The organism is Aromatoleum bremense, assembly GCF_017894365.1.
Classification (GTDB): Bacteria; Pseudomonadota; Gammaproteobacteria; order Burkholderiales; family Rhodocyclaceae; genus Aromatoleum; species Aromatoleum bremense.
In genome coordinates this window covers 2810811-2829046 of sequence record NZ_CP059467.1, presented here as the reverse complement: position 1 = coordinate 2829046, position 18236 = coordinate 2810811, and the positions used below count along the sequence as shown (strand labels likewise).

Annotated in this window: 15 protein-coding genes; 1 reads left to right on the top strand and 14 read right to left on the bottom strand. The window is 67.3% G+C overall.

From position 1 onward, the window contains the following. Positions 1–116: 116 nt before the first annotated feature. The 3 genes from argJ to secA form a co-directional block, all read right to left on the bottom strand. Complete coding sequence (gene argJ, locus pbN1_RS13295) at positions 117–1355, bottom strand: bifunctional glutamate N-acetyltransferase/amino-acid acetyltransferase ArgJ (RefSeq protein ID WP_169201364.1); 1239 nt, start codon at positions 1353–1355, stop codon at positions 117–119. Positions 1356–1431: 76 nt separating this feature from the next. Continuing rightward, the gene (locus pbN1_RS13290; protein ID WP_169201365.1) at positions 1432–2994 is read right to left on the bottom strand and encodes an HDOD domain-containing protein; all 1563 of its coding nucleotides are present in this window, start codon (positions 2992–2994) and stop codon (positions 1432–1434) included. Between the two features lie 87 nt (positions 2995–3081). Continuing rightward, positions 3082–5805, bottom strand: coding sequence for a preprotein translocase subunit SecA (secA, locus tag pbN1_RS13285; protein ID WP_169201366.1), 2724 nt, complete (start codon positions 5803–5805; stop codon positions 3082–3084). Positions 5806–5976: 171 nt separating this feature from the next. Here secA and pbN1_RS13280 point away from each other — a divergent pair, with 171 nt between their 5' ends. Continuing rightward, positions 5977–6411, top strand: a complete 435-nt coding sequence (locus pbN1_RS13280; RefSeq protein WP_169201367.1) for a DciA family protein — start codon at positions 5977–5979, stop codon at positions 6409–6411. A 5-nt stretch (positions 6412–6416) separates the two neighbouring features. Here pbN1_RS13280 and pbN1_RS13275 read toward each other — a convergent pair whose 3' ends face one another. The 11 genes from pbN1_RS13275 to mraY form a co-directional block, all read right to left on the bottom strand. Beyond that, positions 6417–6605, bottom strand: coding sequence for a hypothetical protein (locus pbN1_RS13275; RefSeq protein ID WP_169201368.1), 189 nt, complete (start codon positions 6603–6605; stop codon positions 6417–6419). A 9-nt stretch (positions 6606–6614) separates the two neighbouring features. Beyond that, entirely contained in the window at positions 6615–7535 is a 921-nt protein-coding gene (gene lpxC, locus pbN1_RS13270; RefSeq protein ID WP_169201369.1) for a UDP-3-O-acyl-N-acetylglucosamine deacetylase, read from the bottom strand. A 240-nt stretch (positions 7536–7775) separates the two neighbouring features. After that, positions 7776–8915 carry a cell division protein FtsZ gene (gene ftsZ, locus pbN1_RS13265; RefSeq protein WP_169201370.1) on the bottom strand — a complete coding sequence of 380 codons (1140 nt, stop codon included), beginning with the start codon at positions 8913–8915 and terminating at the stop codon, positions 7776–7778. A 142-nt stretch (positions 8916–9057) separates the two neighbouring features. After that, complete coding sequence (gene ftsA / locus pbN1_RS13260; RefSeq protein ID WP_169201371.1) at positions 9058–10287, bottom strand: cell division protein FtsA; 1230 nt, start codon at positions 10285–10287, stop codon at positions 9058–9060. Next, positions 10284–11120 (bottom strand): cell division protein FtsQ/DivIB, encoded by an 837-nt coding sequence (locus tag pbN1_RS13255; protein ID WP_169201372.1) that lies wholly within the window; start codon positions 11118–11120, stop codon positions 10284–10286. The genes ftsA and pbN1_RS13255 overlap by 4 nt, the downstream gene beginning before the upstream one ends. After that, positions 11113–12027 (bottom strand): D-alanine--D-alanine ligase, encoded by a 915-nt coding sequence (locus pbN1_RS13250; protein ID WP_169201390.1) that lies wholly within the window; start codon positions 12025–12027, stop codon positions 11113–11115. The genes pbN1_RS13255 and pbN1_RS13250 overlap by 8 nt, the downstream gene beginning before the upstream one ends. 11 nt (positions 12028–12038) lie before the next feature. Beyond that, on the bottom strand, positions 12039–13454 hold the full coding sequence (gene murC, locus pbN1_RS13245; protein ID WP_169201373.1) for a UDP-N-acetylmuramate--L-alanine ligase: 1416 nt from the start codon (positions 13452–13454) through the stop codon (positions 12039–12041). Next, positions 13451–14524: an undecaprenyldiphospho-muramoylpentapeptide beta-N-acetylglucosaminyltransferase gene (gene murG, locus pbN1_RS13240; RefSeq protein WP_169201374.1), complete on the bottom strand. Its 1074-nt coding sequence runs from the start codon at positions 14522–14524 to the stop codon at positions 13451–13453. Before murG ends, murC begins: the two co-directional genes overlap by 4 nt. Continuing rightward, a complete protein-coding gene (gene ftsW, locus pbN1_RS13235) occupies positions 14521–15753 on the bottom strand; it encodes a putative lipid II flippase FtsW (protein ID WP_169201375.1) in 1233 nt (410 codons plus the stop codon). The genes murG and ftsW overlap by 4 nt, the downstream gene beginning before the upstream one ends. Next, positions 15750–17150 carry a UDP-N-acetylmuramoyl-L-alanine--D-glutamate ligase gene (gene murD, locus pbN1_RS13230; protein ID WP_169201376.1) on the bottom strand — a complete coding sequence of 467 codons (1401 nt, stop codon included), beginning with the start codon at positions 17148–17150 and terminating at the stop codon, positions 15750–15752. Before murD ends, ftsW begins: the two co-directional genes overlap by 4 nt. Next, complete coding sequence (gene mraY / locus pbN1_RS13225) at positions 17147–18235, bottom strand: phospho-N-acetylmuramoyl-pentapeptide-transferase (RefSeq protein WP_169201377.1); 1089 nt, start codon at positions 18233–18235, stop codon at positions 17147–17149. Before mraY ends, murD begins: the two co-directional genes overlap by 4 nt. Position 18236 lies beyond the last annotated feature (1 nt).

Sequence of the window (18236 nt, the reverse complement as noted above, 5' to 3'; positions counted from 1 at the left end):
TCGATGTCATGAAAAATGACATATTATGGCTTCGCCATTGGCTGAATCACGTGCACAAATCAACAGACGAGTGATGATCTGGTGGGTACAGCGAGGCGCGGGGAACTGCCCTGCAATCAGCTGCGGTAGTCAGCGTTGATCTTCACGTAGTCGTATGAAAAATCGCATGTCCACACGGTCGCCCGTGCACGGCCTCGCCCGAGGTCGACACGCACGGTGATCTCGGCTTCCTTCATTACCCGGGCGCCGTCCTCCTCCCGGTAGGTCGTGGCGCGGCCGCCGAGTTCGGCGACGAGCACCTCTTCGGCCGCGGTGCCGAGCCACACGCGCAGGCGCCCGACGTCCAGGTCCTGGATGCCGGCATAGCCGATCGCGGCGAGGATGCGACCGAGGTTCGGGTCCGACGCGAAGAACGCGGTCTTGACGAGCGGCGACTGGCCGATCGCATACGCCACTTTGCGGCATTCGACGATGTCGAGACCGCCTTCAACCGCGATCGTCATGAACTTGGTCGCGCCCTCGCCGTCGCGGACGATCGCCTGTGCGAGCCGGATCGACACATCGATGACCGCATCACGCAGCGCATGGAAGTCCGGGCCCAGCGGATCGGCAATCTCGGCGTTGCCGGCCTGGCCGGTGGCGACGACGATGAACGAGTCGTTGGTCGAGGTATCGCCATCGACCGTGATGCTGTTGAAGGACAGGTCCGCGGCCTCCTTCGTCAGCGCATCGAGCAGGGCCTGCGAGACGGCTGCGTCGCAGGCGAGAAATCCGAGCATCGTCGCCATGTTCGGCTTGATCATGCCGGCGCCCTTGCTGATGCCGGTCAAGGTGACGGTGCGACCGCCGATCTCGACCTGCCGCGACACCGCCTTCGCCAGCGTGTCGGTCGTCATGATCGCGTGCGCCGCATCGAACCAGCCCTCGGCACGCAAATTCGCATGCGCGGCGGGCAGTCCGGCGATCAGGCGGTCGACGGGCAGTGGTTCGAGAATCACGCCGGTCGAAAACGGCAGCACCTGCTCGGGCGCGATATCCAGCGCGCGCGCCACCGCGACGCAGGTCGCGTGCGCATCCGCAAGCCCCTGTTCGCCGGTGCCGGCGTTCGCGACGCCGGTGTTGATGACGAGCGCACGCACCTCGCCGCCGGCGATGTGCTGCTTGCACAGTTGCACCGGCGCCGCACAGAAGCGGTTGAGGGTGAAGACACCGGCCACACGACTGCCGGCCGCGAGTTCGATCAGCGTCAGGTCACGCCGGTTGGCCTTGCGGATACCGGCCTCCGCGACCCCGACGCGAACGCCGGGCACCGGAATGAGATTGGACGGCTGCACAGCGGTGAGATTGACAGGCATGGGTTCTCCATCAGACAGGATACAAGGTCGTTGTTGGACCTTCACGGGGTGGACGATTTTCGGCGGCGCCGGGGACTCACTGGACGCGGCGGCTCGACGTCACGGCGGTCACCGCGAGCGAAACCTGCTGCGCGAACAGCTGAAAAGCCTCGAAGGCTTCGTCGTCGATCCCCATCGCGAGGTTCAGTCGGTCCGCATAGAAGAGGCCAATTGCACGACTGTTGATCTGGATCGGCGCGAGGCATGCGAGGGTTGCATCGGTGAGGGCTTGCAGGCGTTCGGGACGGACGCCGGGACACTCGTTGCCGGGCGTGAAGCGCATCGCGCGCGGGTGCCGGAAAAATTCATTGAACACGTCGCCCGGGGTCGAATCGAGGGAAAAAATAAACCGCTGGCGCAGGCCTTCGGCGCCGGCCCCGAGCGCCGCCTTGCCGATCAGCTGCTGCCTGTTCGGCGACAGTAGCGCGAACAGCACGCGGTCGAAACCGACGCCGCGGAAAATTCCCTCGAGAACCAGTTGCAGGATCTCGTTGAGAGGCGCCCCGGCGGCGATGCGTCCCGAAATTTCGCGCAGGATGTGGAGCTGCAGCCGCGGATCGGGCGCGATCATGGCGGGGGCTACGGGCGTTACAGGCACCGCGGGTTCGTCGGGCGACGCCGCGGAAAGCTGCGGAATTTGTCGCGCGGCGTCGCGAGCGCCAAAATAGGTGGCGATCTTCACCGCTTCGCGGGCGTTTGCGGCGAGTTCATCGCGCAGCCTGTCGGCAGGGACGCCGACGAAGACCGATGTGTCGGCGATCAGCTTGCGCGTCGCCGGCGCATCCCACCCGTGCTCGACCTCCGCAGCGAGCCGCTGGCCGAACAGGACCGCCTGCGCGGTCGGCGTCATCAAGCGGCCGCCTTCGAGCACCGATTGCAGCAGTGGTCCGAGTTTCCATTCGCGCACGAGGCCGAGCGAGAGCTGCCGCAGGCGAAAGCCGAGCACTTCCATCTGCGCTTCATCCGGCGCCTGCCCGGTGCTCAGCGCCTGGTCGAGGCGCTCAGCACCGCTGCCGCCGAAGCACCAGAATGCCATCTCGCCGACCCGCGACAACAAGGCGGCGATGAACACTTCTTCGCTGCGTCCGTCCTTGCGCATCGCTGCGATCGAGCGGGCCTGTACCGCGGCATGAAAGCCGTGCGCCATCTCCTCGAGGACGCGCTCGCGAACACCGCCGGCGAGCAGCGAATCGACGAGCCGGATGGCGATCGCGATATCGGCGACGACATTGAAACCGAGCACGACGATCGCCCGGCTGATGGTGCTGATTGTCTGATGCGCAGGGTTGTAGAGCGCGCTATTCGCGAGCGTGAGCACCTTGGCGGTCATCGCCGCGTCCTGCAGGATCACCTGGGCAAGGCTGCCGGTCGAGGCCTTTTCGTCGTCAGTGACCGAATGGATCAGCGCGACAGTCGCGCCGAGGACGGGCATTTCCTGTTCGCGGATCAGCGCAACCCATTCGACGAGTGCGCGCGGCTCCCGCGGCTCGCGTTGCTCGCGCAGTCCGGACGGACCCGCGGCAGGCATGCCGAGGGACAGCTCGGGAAACAGCGGCGGCACGGAAGGTCGCCGGCCGCCACGGTCAACGGGTTCGGCCATGCCCGGGATGGTTGAAATCAGGAGCACGCCCGGCGATCATGCGAGCGCTCCGGACGCGAGTCCCGGCAGTTCCCCGCGCATCGCGCCTCAGCTCAGTTTGCCGTGGCAATGCTTGTATTTCTTGCCCGATCCGCACGGGCACGGATCGTTGCGACCGACCTTCAGTCCGGCGGCGGGCGCTGCCTGCGCGGCCCCCGCGGCGGTGGCGACACCGAGCGCCTCGTCGAAAGCGGCATGCTGGTACTGAACGTTCTCGAGTTCGGGTGGCACCTCCGCCTCCTCGAGCTGCGCCTCGGTGCGCACCTGGACCGTCATCAGGAGTTTCGAGACGTCGTTGCGCACCGTATCGAGCAGGGTCTCGAACAGCTCGAAGGCCTCGCGCTTGTATTCCTGCTTCGGATTCTTCTGCGCATAGCCGCGCAGGTGGATGCCCTGGCGCAGGTGATCGAGCGCCGCGAGGTGCTCGCGCCAGTGGGTGTCGAGGCTCTGCAGCATCACGTTGCGCTCGAACTGGTGCCACGCGACCGGATCGACCTGCGCGGTCTTCGCCGCGTACGCCTCCTCGGCGGCGGCGAGGAGGCGTTTGAGGATGGTCTCGTCGTCGAGGTTCGGTTCCGCCTTGAGCCATTGGCCGATCGGCAGCCGGAGCTGGAACTCGGCGGCGAGCGCCTGTTCGAGCGCCGCGATGTCCCATTGCTCCTCGACGCTGTCGACCGGCACGTGGATGCGGAAACTGTCGTGCAGCACGCCCTGGCGCATCGCGCGGACCGTCTCCGAGATGTCCTCGCTCTCGAGCAGCTCGTTGCGCTGCTGGTAGATGACGCGGCGCTGGTCGTTCGCGACGTCGTCGTATTCGAGCAGCTGCTTGCGGATGTCGAAGTTGCGCTGCTCGACCTTGCGCTGCGCCGATTCGAGCGAGCGCGTCACCATCGCATGCTCGATCGCCTCGCCCTCAGGCATCTTCAGCCGCACCATGATCGCGTTGAGGCGCTCGCCGGCAAAGATCTTCATCAGCGGGTCTTCGAGCGACAGGTAGAAGCGCGAACCGCCCGGGTCGCCCTGGCGTCCCGCGCGGCCGCGCAGCTGGTTGTCGATGCGGCGCGACTCGTGCCGCTCGGTGCCGATGATGTGCAGGCCGCCGTTGGCGAGCACCTGCTCGTGCACCGGTTTCCACTCCTCGCGCAGTGCGGCCGTGCGCGCCTCCTTCTGCTCGGGCGTCAGCGTCTCGTCGTCGCGCACCGCCGCGATCTGCCGTTCGATGCTGCCGCCGAGCACGATGTCGGTGCCGCGGCCGGCCATGTTCGTCGCGATCGTGATGACGCCCGGCCGGCCCGCCTGCGCGACGATCTCCGCTTCGTGCTCGTGCTGCTTCGCGTTCAGAACCTGGTGCGGCAGCTTGACGCGGTTCAGCTCGCCCGACAGGAATTCGTTGATCTCGATCGACGTCGTGCCGACCAGTACCGGCTGGCCGCGCTCGACGCAGCCGCGGATGTCGGCGATGACCGCATCCCACTTCTCCTTCGCGGTGCGGTAGACCTTGTCGTTCTCGTCCTTGCGGATCATCGGACGGTTCGTCGGCACGACGACGGTCTCGAGGCCGTAGATCGAATGGAATTCGAAGGCTTCGGTGTCGGCCGTGCCGGTCATGCCGGCGAGCTTGCCGTACATGCGGAAATAGTTCTGGAAGGTGATCGACGCGAGCGTCTGGTTCTCGGCCTGGATGCGCACGCCTTCCTTCGCCTCGACCGCCTGGTGCAGGCCGTCGGACCAGCGCCGGCCGGCCATCAGGCGGCCGGTGAACTCGTCGACGATGACGACCTCGTTGTTCTGCACCACGTAATGCTGGTCCTTGTGGTACAGCGCATGCGCGCGCAACGCGGCGTACAGGTGATGCACGAGCAGGATGTTGCCCGGGTCGTAGAGGCTCGTGCCTTCGGCGAGCAGGCCCATGCGGGTCAGGATCTGCTCGGCGTTCTCGTGGCCCTGTTCGGTCAGCAGCACCTGGCGCGCCTTCAGGTCGAGCGTGTAGTCGCCCGGCTTGATGACGTTGTCGCCTTCGCCTTCTTGCTCGGTCAGCATCGGCGCGACCTGGTTGAGCTTGAGGTAGAGGTCGGTGTGGTCTTCGGCCTGGCCGGAGATGATCAGCGGCGTGCGTGCCTCGTCGATGAGGATCGAATCGACCTCGTCGACGATCGCGAAGTTCAGCCCGCGCTGCACCCGCTCGCTGACCGAATAGACCATGTTGTCGCGCAGGTAGTCGAAGCCGAACTCGTTGTTCGTGCCGTAGGTGATGTCGGATGCGTAGGCGGCCTGCTTCGCCTCGTGTCCCATGCGTGACAGGTTGCAGCCGGTCGTGAGGCCGAGAAAGCCGTAGATACGCCCCATCCACTCCGCGTCACGGCTCGCGAGGTAGTCGTTGACGGTGATGACATGCACGCCCTTGCCGGTGAGCGCATTCAGATACGCGGGCAGCGTCGCGACGAGCGTCTTGCCTTCACCCGTGCGCATTTCCGAAATCTTGCCGTTGTGCAGCACCATGCCGCCGATCAGCTGCACGTCGAAGTGCCGCATGCCGTGCACCCGCTTGCCGGCCTCGCGCACGACGGCGAACGCTTCCGGCAGGATGCTGTCGAGCGCCTCTCCGTTGGCGACCCGCTGCTTGAAATCGGCAGTTTTCGCCTGCAAGGCCTCGTCCGACAGCGCAGAGATTTCCGGCTCGAGCGCATTGATCGCACGTACGGTCTGGGAATACTGGCGGATCAGGCGCTCGTTGCGACTGCCGAAAATTTTCTTGAGTAGGCCGGAGATCATGGATGGTGGGGTCAGACGATTCGGCAAAGGCGCAAGTTTAGCATGTGGGTGGAATCGATCCGCATTGCAAGTCACGCCCTACTGCAAGGGCGTGACAAGGTGCCGCCCTCGCAGCGCTTGCAGACGCGGGGCACGAAACCTACCATGGTGAATGATCGCGAGCGCACTTCCATGACCCAGCTTATCCAGCGTTTTCTCGGCACCGGCGATGCGCTGGCACGTTTGCGCGACCACGCTGCGCGCCTGCGCAGGCTGCAGGCGGTGCTGGAACAGCATCTTCCGCCAGCCCTGGCGTCCGCCTGCGCGGTCGCCAACGTCAAGAACGACACCCTCGTGCTGCTCGCGCATGGCGGGGCCGTCGCCGCGCGGCTCAAGCAGATCGCACCGACCCTCGCGGAACAGTTCGGCGCGGCCGGCCTGCCGATCCGGACGATCCAGGTGAAGGTCCAGGTGATCGAGGAGCACGAAGCGCCGCGCCCGGCCCCGGACCGCACGCTGTCGGAGGCGGGGCGGCGCAGCCTCGCCGATTTTTCATCGAGCCTGCCGGCCGATTCGCCGCTGCGCGAATCGCTGGAGCGACTGATAGACCGCAGCCGGGCCGGCTGAAGCGCTCATACGAGCGGCAGGAACACCCGCTCGAGCGCGAGCAGCGCGAGGAATACGAAGACGACGACGAGGCCGGCGCGAAGAAAATTCCACGCCCAGCGGCGATAACGGGGGTTGCCGGTCAGCATCCACGCGATCAGCGAGGCGCCGATGCCGATCGCCGCGAGGACTGCGAGAAGACGAATGGCCAGCATCGTCGGGGATCAGGTCACCGGCGCGAGCTCGAACTGATGGCTCACCGCGGCGGGAGTCAGCCCCGGCTGCTCGAAAGTGACGATTTCCCACGCTGATCGGTCCTCGAGCAGGACCCGCAGGATTTGGTTGTTCAGCGCGTGCCCCGCCTTGTGCGCGCTGTAGGCCGCGAGCAGCGGGTGGCCGCACAGATACAGGTCGCCGATCGCGTCGAGCACCTTGTGCTTGACGAACTCATCGACGTAGCGCAAGCCGTCGGAATTGAGCACGCGGTACTCGTCCATGACGATCGCGTTATCGAGGCTACCGCCGAGGGCCAGCCCGTGGGCGCGCATCAAGTCCACATCCTGCATGAAACCGAAGGTACGGGCACGGGCGACGTCGCGCACGTACGAATGTTCGGCAAAATCGACGGTCACGCTGGTCGAGGTCTTGTTGATCGCCGGGTGGTCGAAGACGATCGAAAACGTCAGCCGAAAACCGTCGTGCGGCTCGAGCCGCACCCACTTGTCGTCCTCGCGGTACTCGACCGCCTTCTTCACGCGCAGGAAGCGCTTCGGCGCCTTCTGTTCCTCGATGCCCGCCGACTGCAACAGGAACACGAACGGGCCGGCGCTGCCGTCGAGGATCGGGATCTCGGGTGCATCGACGTCGACGTGAAGGTTGTCGATGCCCAGGCCGGCCACTGCGGACATCAGGTGCTCGACGGTGCCCACTTTCGCCCCGTCGCGCTCCAGCCCGGAACACATGCGCGTGTCGCAGACGGAATACGGATCGGCGGGCAGGTCGCGCGGCGGATCGAGATCGACGCGGTGAAAGACGACCCCCGTGTCGGGCGCCGCCGGCCGCAGCACGAGTTGGACCTTGCGTCCCCCGTGCAGCCCTACACCGGTGGCCTTGACGATCGATTTGAGGGTGCGCTGCCTGATCATTTTTGAATTATTCCTGTTTCCGGCCAGCAGTTTAACACGGCAACCGGCGCCTTCCGGCACACGCGCCCCACGCGGGTCCACGGGCGGCACGACCTGCAACGGCTCATTGGACCGCGGCAGGATCGTTTCGCTCCGGGGAAATCACGAGGCGGGAACGTGGAACGGCCACGGGCGCCCGACGCGGACCGGAGGCAGCGGTCCGCGCTCAGGGCGCCCGTCAAACGGGACGAGACTCCGGCGTCAGTCGGCCTGCTTGCGCAGGAAAGCCGGGATGTCGTACGTGCCCATGCCGTTTGCGCTCATTGCCTCGACGGTGGTGCGCCGGGTGTGGCGGATCACGGCGGGGACGTCGAGATTGGCCATGTTGACATTGCCGCCGAGCGGGCCATAAGTGCCCGTACCCTGCACGACCTGCATCACCGGCTGGCGGGCGGTGCGCGGCGCGCCCAGGCCGGTCGCGACGACGGTCACGCGCACGCGGTCTTCCATCGCCTCGTCGAACACGGTGCCGTATTTCACGAAGGCTTCGGGGGCGGCGAACGCCTGCACCGTCTTCACCGCGTCGCGCACTTCCGACATCTTGAGCGAGCGGCTGGCGGTGATGTTGATCAGCACGCAGCGTGCCCCCGACAGTTCGGTGCCTTCGAGCAGCGGGCTGACCGCGGCCTGCTCGGCGGCGATGCGCGCCCGATCGAGGCCGCCCGCTTCGGCCGAGCCCATCATCGCGCGCCCCATCTCGCCCATCGCGGTGCGCACGTCCTGGAAGTCGACGTTGACGAGGCCCGGCACGTTGATGATCTCGGCGATGCCGCCGACCGCGCTGCGCAGCACGTTGTCGGCCGAACGGAAGCAGTCCTCGAAGCCGGCGTCGTCGCCATACACTTCGAGCAGCTTGTCGTTGAGCACGATGATCAGGGAATCGACGTAGCGGGTCAGTTCTTCGACGCCGCTCTCGGCGACACGCAGGCGGTTCTCGAAGTCGAACGGCTTGGTGACGACCGCGACGGTCAGGATGCCCATTTCCTTGGCGATCTCGGCGACCACCGGGCCGGCGCCGGTGCCGGTGCCGCCGCCCATGCCGCCGGTGATGAAGCACATGTGCGCGCCGTCGAGCGCCGCAGCGATGGCGTCGCGCGAATCCTGCGCGGCGGCACGGCCGGCCTCGGGCTTCGATCCGGCACCGAGCCCGGAGCTGCCGAGTTGGATCTTGTTCGGCGCGAGGCAGCGGCTCAGCGCCTGGGCGTCGGTGTTGGCGACGATGAACTCCACGCCCTGCACATTCTCGCGGATCATGTGGTCGACGGCGTTACCGCCCGCCCCGCCGACGCCGATCACCTTGATCACCGTGCCGGTCTGTTCCTTTTCAACGATTTCGAACATTTGCCTCGCCTCCTGAATATCAACCGTTTTGCGCACCGGGCACCCGGCCTACCCTGCATTTAGTGTCAAACGAAAATTTTATAACTAAATAGGCGATCGACACGGGCGCACTTTCAAATTCGACGGACAATTCGACGTCCGCTCAGAAATTCTTCTCGAACCATGACTTCATCCGCCCGAACACCTGGCGGACACTGCGCGTTTCGCGCGCCAGCATGCCCCGCCGGCGCTGCGCGGACCCTTCCAACACCAGCCCCATCGCGTTCGCGTAGCGCGGCTGGCACACCACGTCCGCAAGCCCGCCTGCATACTGCGGCGAGCCGATGCGCACCGGCATGTGGAACACTTCCTCGCCGAGCTCGACCATGCCCAGCATCACCGAGGAACCGCCGGTCAGCACGACCCCCGACGACAGCAGCTCCTCGTAGCCGCTGCGGCGCAATTCGGCCTGTACCAGCTCGAACAGTTCGGAGACCCGCGGCTCGATGACGTCGGCGAGACGCTGGCGCGACAGCGGCCGCGGCGGCCGGTCGCCGACGCCGGGCACTTCGATCATCTCCTCGGGGTCAGCGAGTGTGTGCAGCGCGACGCCGTGGCGGATCTTGATCTCCTCGGCCTCGGAGGTCGGCGTGCGCAGTGCCATCGCGATGTCGTTGGTGACCTGGTCGCCGGCGATCGGCAGCACCGCGGTGTGGCGGATCGCGCCATGAGTGAAGACGGCGATGTCGGTCGTGCCGCCGCCGATGTCGACGAGGCACACGCCGAGGTCCTTCTCGTCCTCGGTCAGCACCGCGTAGCTCGACGCGAGCGGCTGCAGGATCAGGTCCATGACCTCGAGGCCGCAGCGGCGCACGCACTTGATGACGTTCTGCGCTGCCGACACCGCGCCGGTGACGATATGCACCTTGACCTCGAGCTTGACGCCGCTCATGCCGATCGGCTCGCGCACGCCGCCCTGGCCGTCGATGATGAATTCCTGGGTCAGGATGTGCAGGATCTGCTGCTCGGCCGGAATCGGCATCGCGCGCGCGACCTCGATGACGCGCTCGACGTCCAGCGGCGTGACCTCCTTGTCCTTGATCGCGACCATGCCGTTGGAGTTGAAGCTCTTGATGTGGCTGCCGGCTATTCCCGTATAGACGTCGCGGACCTTGCAGTCGGCCATCTGCTCGACTTCCTGGATCACGCGCGCGATCGCATCGACGGTGGCCTCGATATTCACGACCACGCCGCGTTTGAGGCCGCTCGTCGGCTGCGTCGCGAGCCCGATGACATTGAGGCGCCCATCCGGGCGCGACTCGGCCACCATGCAGGTGACCTTGGCGGTACCGATATCGAGGCCGACGACCAAGTCTTTGTATTCCTTGCTCATTGCTTGCCTTTTGTTGCTTTCAAGTCGCCCACCGGAGTGAGGGCGAATCCGCTCGGATAGCGGAGATCCGCTACCGCAACCTGTACTCCGACGCTGTCGCGCGCGTTCGGCCACGCATGAACGAAGCGCGCCAGCCGCTGATCGGTCGGGGCCTTTTCATGGTCCCGGCCGAGCACGATCACCAGGCCGTCGTCGAGGCGCAACTGCCACGCCTGGCGTGCCGACATCGCGAGGCTGACGAGACGGCGACCGAGCGGCTCGAGCACACGCTCGAACTCGCGATGCCGCGCCTGGATGTATGCCGCCGAGCCCTGCGGACCCGAGAAAGCCGGGATGTCGGCATTGCTCGCGGCGATGAACACTTCGCCGTAGCGATTGACGAGCTGCGATTCGCCGCTCTCCGACACCGTCCAGTACGCCGCCGCCTGGTGCTCCTCGAGCCGCAGTTCGAGGACGTCCGGCCAGCGCCGCCGCACTTCGGCGCGGCGCACCCACGGCAGCTTCTCGAACACCCCGCGCACCTGCTCGAGGTCGACCGAGAAAAAATTGCCGCGGATCGCGGTGCGCGCGACGTATTCGAGCTGCGCCGTCGTGACCTGCGCCGGCGGCGTCAGCACGACGACTTCGCGCAGCGGAAAGAGCGGCCGCGACAGGAACCACACCACCAGCGCGTAGCCGAGCGCGACCGCGGCGAACAGCATCAGCACCTCCGAAATCAGGTTCAGCGTCGCCGGCTTGTCCCACAATCCTTCCTTTTCACGCGCGCGTCCCGGCGCCCGGCCGCCGCCGAGGCCGCCGTGGCGCAACGCGTTGCGAGGACGCAAGTCAGCCAAGTCGCGCGTCCTCCAGGATCGCCAGGCACAGCGCGGTGAAGTCCAGCCCGACGGCTTTCGCCGCCATCGGCACCAGCGAATGGCCGGTCATGCCGGGCGAAGTGTTCATCTCGAGCAGGTACGGCCGGCCGTCCGCGGTCAGCATCAGGTCGGCGCGGCCCCAGCCGCGGCAGCCGAGCACCCGCGCGCTCTTCATCACCAGCGCCTGCAACGCCTGCTCCTGTTCGGCGGGCAGGCCACTCGGGCACAGGTAGCGGGTTTCGTCAGTGAAATACTTGTTCTGGTAGTCGTATTTCCCGCCCGGCGCCTCGATGCGGATCACCGGCAGCGCACGCTCGCCGAGAAAGGGCACCGTCAGCTCGGCGCCGGCAACGAATTCCTCGGCCAGCACGAGGTCGTCGAAGCGTGCCGCGAGTTCCCACGCCGCCTTGAGCTGGCCGGCTGCAGTGACTTTCGTCGCACCCATGCTCGAGCCTTCGTGCACCGGCTTGACGAAGATCGGTAGCCCCAACTCGGCGACGACGGCGTCCCAGTCGGTGTCGGCAGCGAGGATCGCGTAGCGCGGCGTGGGCAGGCCGCACGCGGCCCACACCATTTTCGTGCGCCACTTGTCCATGGCCAGCGCGGACGCCATCACGCCGCTGCCGGTGTAGGGGATCTTCAGCAGTTCCAGCAGCCCCTGCACCGTGCCGTCCTCGCCGCCGCGACCATGCAGCGCGATGAACGCGCGGTCGAAGCCCTGCTCCTTGAGGATGTGCAGATCCTGTTGCGCCGGGTCGAAGCCATGTGCATCGACGCCCGCTGCCTGCAACGCCGCCAGCACTGCGTTGCCGGACATCAGCGAGACTTCCCGCTCCGCGGACGTGCCGCCGAGCAGCACCGCGACTTTCCCGAATTTTGCGCCCACGCCGTTGCCGCTCACACCAGTTCCTCGCTGCTTGCCAGTTTGCCGGGCACCGCGCCGATCGAGCCGGCGCCCATCGTGATCACCACATCGCCGTCGCGCGCCGCCGCGAGGATCGTCGCCGGCATCTCGTCGATGTCTTCGACGAACACCGGCTCGACCTTGCCCGCGACGCGGATCGCCCGCGCCAGCGAGCGGCCGTCGGCAGCCACGACCGGCGACTCCCCGGCGGCATAGACTTCAGCGAGCAGCAGCGCATCGACGGTCGACAGCACCTTGACGAAATCTTCGAAACAGTCGCGCGTGCGCGTGAAGCGGTGCGGCTGGAACGCCAGCACCAGCCGCCGGCCCGGGAACGCGCCGCGCGCCGCGGCGAGCGTCGCCGCCATCTCGACCGGGTGGTGGCCGTAGTCGTCGATCAGCGTGCAGCTACCTTGCGGCGTACCTTCGGCGTCGCGCAGCGCCACCTCGCCATAGCGCTGAAAGCGCCGTCCAACGCCGCGGAATTCGGCCAGCGCCTTGATGATCGCCGCGTCCGGCACCTGCACTTCGGTCGCCACCGCGATCGCCGCCAGCGCGTTCAGCACGTTATGCACGCCGGGCAGGTTCAGTTCGATCGGCAGCCGGCTCACCGAGCCGTTGGTGCGCACCACGTCGAACAGCATCCGCCCGCCTTCGGCACGGACGTTCTCGGCGCGGATGTTGGCGCTCTCGGACAGGCCGTAGCGCACGACCTGCTTCGACACCAGCGGCATGATCGAGCGCACGTGCGGGTCGTCCTCGCACAGCACCGCGACGCCGTAGAACGGCAGGTGCTGCAGGAAGTCGACGAACGCCTGCTTGAGCCGCGCGAAGTCGTGCCCGTAGGTGTCCATGTGGTCCGCGTCGATGTTCGTGACGACCGAAATCACCGGCGTCAGCAGCAGGAAGGACGCGTCGGACTCGTCGGCTTCGGCAACGAGGAAGTCGCCCGTGCCAAGCCGCGCGTTCGCGCCGGCGGCATTGAGCTTGCCGCCAATGACGAAAGTCGGGTCCATGCCGCCTTCGGCGAGGATGCTCGCGACCAGCGAAGTGGTCGTCGTCTTGCCGTGCGTGCCGGCGATCGCGATGCCGTGCTTGAGGCGCATCAGTTCGGCGAGCATCTGCGCGCGCGGCACGATCGGCACATGGCGCGATCGCGCCGCGACGACTTCCGGATTGTCGTTGCGCACCGCAGTCGAGATCACCACCGCGTCGGCGTCGGCGACGTTCTCGGCCGCATGGCCCGACATCACGCGCACGCCGAGCGCGCAGAGCCGCCGCGTCGCGGCGTTCTCGCCCAGATCCGAGCCGCTGACGATGTAGCCGAGGTTCGCCAGCACTTCGGCGATCCCGCTCATGCCGGCGCCGCCGATGCCGACGAAGTGGATGCGCTTGACCTTGTGTTTCATTTCTTTTTTCTCCCTGCGGCGAGTTCCTCGCAGACCTGTGCAACCGCTTCGGCGGCGCGCGGCTTGGCCAGCGCCCGCGCCTTCGTCGCCATGTCCAGCAGGCGCTCGCGGGCGAGGCTCGTGATGATGCCTGCCAGCCGCTCCGCATCGAGCTCCGGCTGCGGCAGCAGGTAGGCCGCGCCGCGATCGGCGAGGAAGCGGGCGTTACCCGTCTGGTGGTCGTCGACGGCGTGCGGGAACGGCACCAGCAGGCTCGCCGCGCCGACCGCCGCGAGTTCCGCGACCGTCAGCGCGCCGGCACGGCAGACGACGAGATCCGCGTCTGCATATTTCGCCGCCATGTCATCGATGAACGGCAGCAACTCGCCCTCGACGCCGGCCGCCGCGTACGCCGCGCGCAGCGCTTCGATCTGCTTCGCGCCGGCCTGGTGCGTGACGATCGGCCGCTGCGCCGCGTCGATCCGCGCGAGGGCTTTCGGCACGGTGTCGTTCAGCACCGCCGCGCCGAGGCTGCCGCCGACGATCAGCAGCTTCAGCGGCCCGCTGCGCCCGGCGAAGCGTTCATCGGGCGGCGCCACCGCGGCGATGTCGGCGCGCACCGGATTGCCGACCCAGCCGGCCTTCTTCAGCGCATGCGGGAAACCCGACAGCACCCGGTCGGCAACGCCGGCGAGCACGCGGTTAGCGAGCCCGGCGACCGAATTCTGTTCGTGCAGCACCAGCGGACGGCCCAGCAGCGCCGCCATCATGCCGCCTGGAAAGGTGACGTAGCCGCCCATGCCGAGCACGACATCGGGCCGGATGCGCCGCAATTCGCCCTGCGCCTGCCAGAAGCCGCGCAGCAGGTTCAGCGGCAGCAGCAGCTTGCGCAGCAGGCCCTTGCCGCGCAGCGCGCCAAAGCGCACCCATGCGGTCTCGTAACCGTGCTGCGGCACGATCCGCGCTTCCATCCCGTCCGGGTTGCCCATCCACACGATGCGCCAGCCGCGCCCGCGCAACTGCTCGGCGACGGCAACACCGGGGAAGATGTGGCCGCCGGTGCCGCCGGCCATCACGAGCAGCGTCTTCATGCTCCCGTCCCCCGCTTCAACTGCCGCACTTCCCAGTCGATCCGCAGCAGGATCGCCAGCGCGAGGCAGTTGGCGACGATGCCCGAGCCGCCGAAACTCATCAGCGGCAACGTCAGACCCTTGGTCGGCAGCAAACCCATGTTGACGCCCATGTTGATGAACGACTGGACACCGAGCCACAGTCCGATGCCCATCGCGACGAGGCCGGAAAAATAGCGCTCCAGCTTGACCGCCTCGCGCCCGAGGACGAGCGCGCGATGAATCAGGATCGCGAACAGCGCGATCACCGTCAGCACCCCGGCGAAACCGAGCTCCTCGGCGATCACCGCGAGGAGGAAATCCGTGTGCGCCTCCGGCAGGTAGAACAGCTTCTCGACGCTCGCGCCGAGCCCCACGCCGAACCACTCGCCGCGGCCGAACGCGATCAGCGCGTGCGACAGCTGGTAGCCCTTGCCGAACGCGTCCTGCCACGGGTCCATGAAGCCGAAGATGCGGTCGCGGCGATACGGCGACAGCCAGATCAACAGCATGAAGCCGATCACCGCGACGAGCGCGAGCAGCGCGAACGCCCGCACATTGATGCCGCCGAGGAACAGCACGCCGAACGCGATCGCGGTGATGACGACGAAGGCGCCGAAATCGGGCTCGCCGAGCAGCAGGAAGCCGACCAGCAGGATCATCGCCGCCATCGGCAGGAAGCCGCGCCGGAAACTGCCCATGTCGGGCAACTTGCGCACCGTGTAGTCGGCGGCATACAGCGCGACGAACAGTTTCATCAGCTCCGACGGCTGCAGGTTCAGCGGACCGAGCGGCAGCCAGCGCTGCGCGCCGTTGACCTCGCGGCCGACGCCCGGGATCAGCACCACGACGAGGAGCATGACGCCAACGAGGAACAGCCACGGCGCGCAGCGCTGCCACTGGCGCATCGACAGCTGGAACGCGGCGAGCCCGGCGCCGACCCCGACCGCCAGGAACAGCGCGTGCCGCAGCAGAAAGTAATGCGACTGGTGGCCAGTGAAGCGGCTGCCTTCGGCGATGGCGATCGACGACGAATAAACCATCACCAGCCCGATCAGCAGGAGCCCGGCCGCCGACCAGATCAGCAGCGGATCGAGTTCGCGCAGCGAATCGGCCGGGCGCATCAGGCGGTTGACGGCGCGACTGGTCTGCGTGCCGCCGTTTGCCGGGCGCGTGGCAAAGAAACCGGCGAACGCGCTGGCGAACTTCATGACGCGTGCACCTCCGGCAGCCGCCGTGCCGCGGCGATGAACACTTCGGCGCGGTGCGCGTAGTTGCGGAACATGTCGAGGCTCGCGCATGCGGGCGACAGCAGCACCGCGTCGCCGGGCTGCGCCTGCTCGTTGGCGCGAACGACCGCGGCGTCGAGGTCGGGCGCGCGCTCGATCGCGACCGCCGATCCTTGCAGCGCCGACTCGATTTGCGCCGCATCCCGCCCGATCAGCACCACCGCGCGCGCGTGGCGCGCAACGGCTTCGCGCAGCGGTGAAAAGTCCTGCCCCTTGCCGTCGCCGCCGGCGATCAGCACGACCGGGCAGTCCATCCCGTCGAGCGCAGCCACGGTAGCGCCGACGTTGGTACCTTTGGAGTCGTCATAGAAGCGCACGCCGTCGCTGCGCTCGGCGACCAGCTCGACCCGATGCGGCAGGCCGCGAAACGCGACGACAGCACCTGTCAGGCGCTGCGGCGCGATGCCCAGGCCGCCTTCGCACAAGGCCAGCGCAGCCAGCGTATTGGCGGCATTGTGCCGGCCAGCAAGAGGCAGGTCGGCCAGCGCGAGCAGGCGCTGCCGGCCGCGTACCAGCCAGGCTTCGCCGGCGACATCCGCGATGCCGTAGTCGTCCGTCGCCGCCGGCGCCGAAGCGCCGAACCGGATCAGCGGGCGTCCGGGCAAGGCCATCGCCGCCACCCGTGCATCGTCGCGGTTGAGCACCTGCACGCCGCCGCCCTCGAAGATCGCGGCCTTGGTGGCAGCGTATTCGTCGAGGTCGGCATAGCGATCGAGATGGTCATCGGTGACGTTGAGCACCGTCGCGGCCTCGGGGTCGAGCGCACGCATCGTCTCGATCTGGAAGCTGGACAGTTCGAGCACCCAGCACTCGGGCAGCGGTGCGCCCTGCGCCAGCCGCTCCATCAGCACGTCGAGGGCGGCCGGGCTGATGTTGCCCGCCGCCACCGCGTCCAGCCCTGCCGATTGCGCGAGGGCTGCGGTGAGCGCGGTGGTGGTGGTCTTGCCGTTGGTGCCGGTGATGGCAAGGATGCGGCTCTGCGCACGCACCCCGAGTTCGTCGAGCGCCTGGGCCAGCAAACTCATCTCGCCGGTGAGCGGCAATCCCCGGCGGCGCGCTTCGGCGGCGACGCCGACACGCGGGTCGAGCCCCGGACTGAGCGCGACCAGGTCGATACCGCGCAGCACCTCCGCGCCGAAGTTGCCGACGACGATCTCGGCCAGCGGGGCATCGGCACGCAGCGCGTCGAGCCCGGGAGGCGTCTGCCGGCTGTCGGCAACCCGCAGGCGCGCCCCGCGCAGCGCACACCAGCGCGCCATCGCCAGCCCGGACTCGCCCAGCCCGAGAACCAGAACGTGTTTTCCGGTCAATGCGCTCATCGCAGCTTCAGCGTCGACAGGCCGAACAGGACCAGCATGATCGTGATGATCCAGAAACGGACCACCACCTGGGTTTCCTTCCAGCCGCCCAGCTCGTAGTGATGATGAAGCGGCGCCATGCGGAAGATGCGCTTGCCGCCGCTGGCCTTGAAATACAGCACCTGGACCATCACCGACAGCGTCTCGGCGACGAACAGCCCGCCCATGATGAACAGCACGATCTCCTGGCGCACGACGACCGCGACCGTGCCCAGCGCCGCGCCGAGCGCGAGCGCGCCGACGTCGCCCATGAACACTTCGGCCGGATACGCGTTGAACCACAGGAAGCCGAGCCCGGCGCCGGCCAGCGCGCCACAGAACACCGCGAGTTCGCCGGCGCCGGCGATGTAGGGCACGCCGAGATATTTCGAGAACCCGGCATGGCCGGCGACATAGGCGAAGATCGCCAAGGCGCCTGCGACCATCACCGTGGGCATGATCGCCAGGCCGTCGAGCCCGTCGGTGAGGTTCACCGAGTGGCTCGTGCCGTTGATGACGAAATACGACAGCGCGACGAAGCCCAGCATCCCGAGCGGGTACGACACGGCCTTGAAGAACGGCACGATCAGCTCGGTCTGCGCCGGTTCGTTGGCCGTCAGGCCGAGGAACAGCGCCGCGGCGAGCGCGATCAGCGAGGTCCACAGGTATTTCCAGCGGCTCGCGAGCCCTTTCGGATCGCGATGCACGACCTTGCGCCAGTCATCGACCCAGCCCACCGCGCCGAAACCGAGCGTCACCAGCAGCGTCACCCACACGTACTGGTTGCGCAGGTCGCCCCACAGCAGCGTCGTGACGGCGATCGCGATGAGGATCAGCGCGCCGCCCATCGTCGGCGTGCCGGCCTTCGTCAGGTGGGACTTCGGTCCGTCGTCACGCACCGCCTGGCCGATCTTCTTCGCCGTGAGCCAGCGAATCAGCGCCGGGCCGAAGGCGAACGAGATCAGCAGCGCGGTCATCGCCGCCATGACCGTGCGCAACGTGATGTAGCCGAACACATTGAAGGCGCGGATGTCCTGGCCCAGCCAGAGGGCGAATTCGAGCAGCATC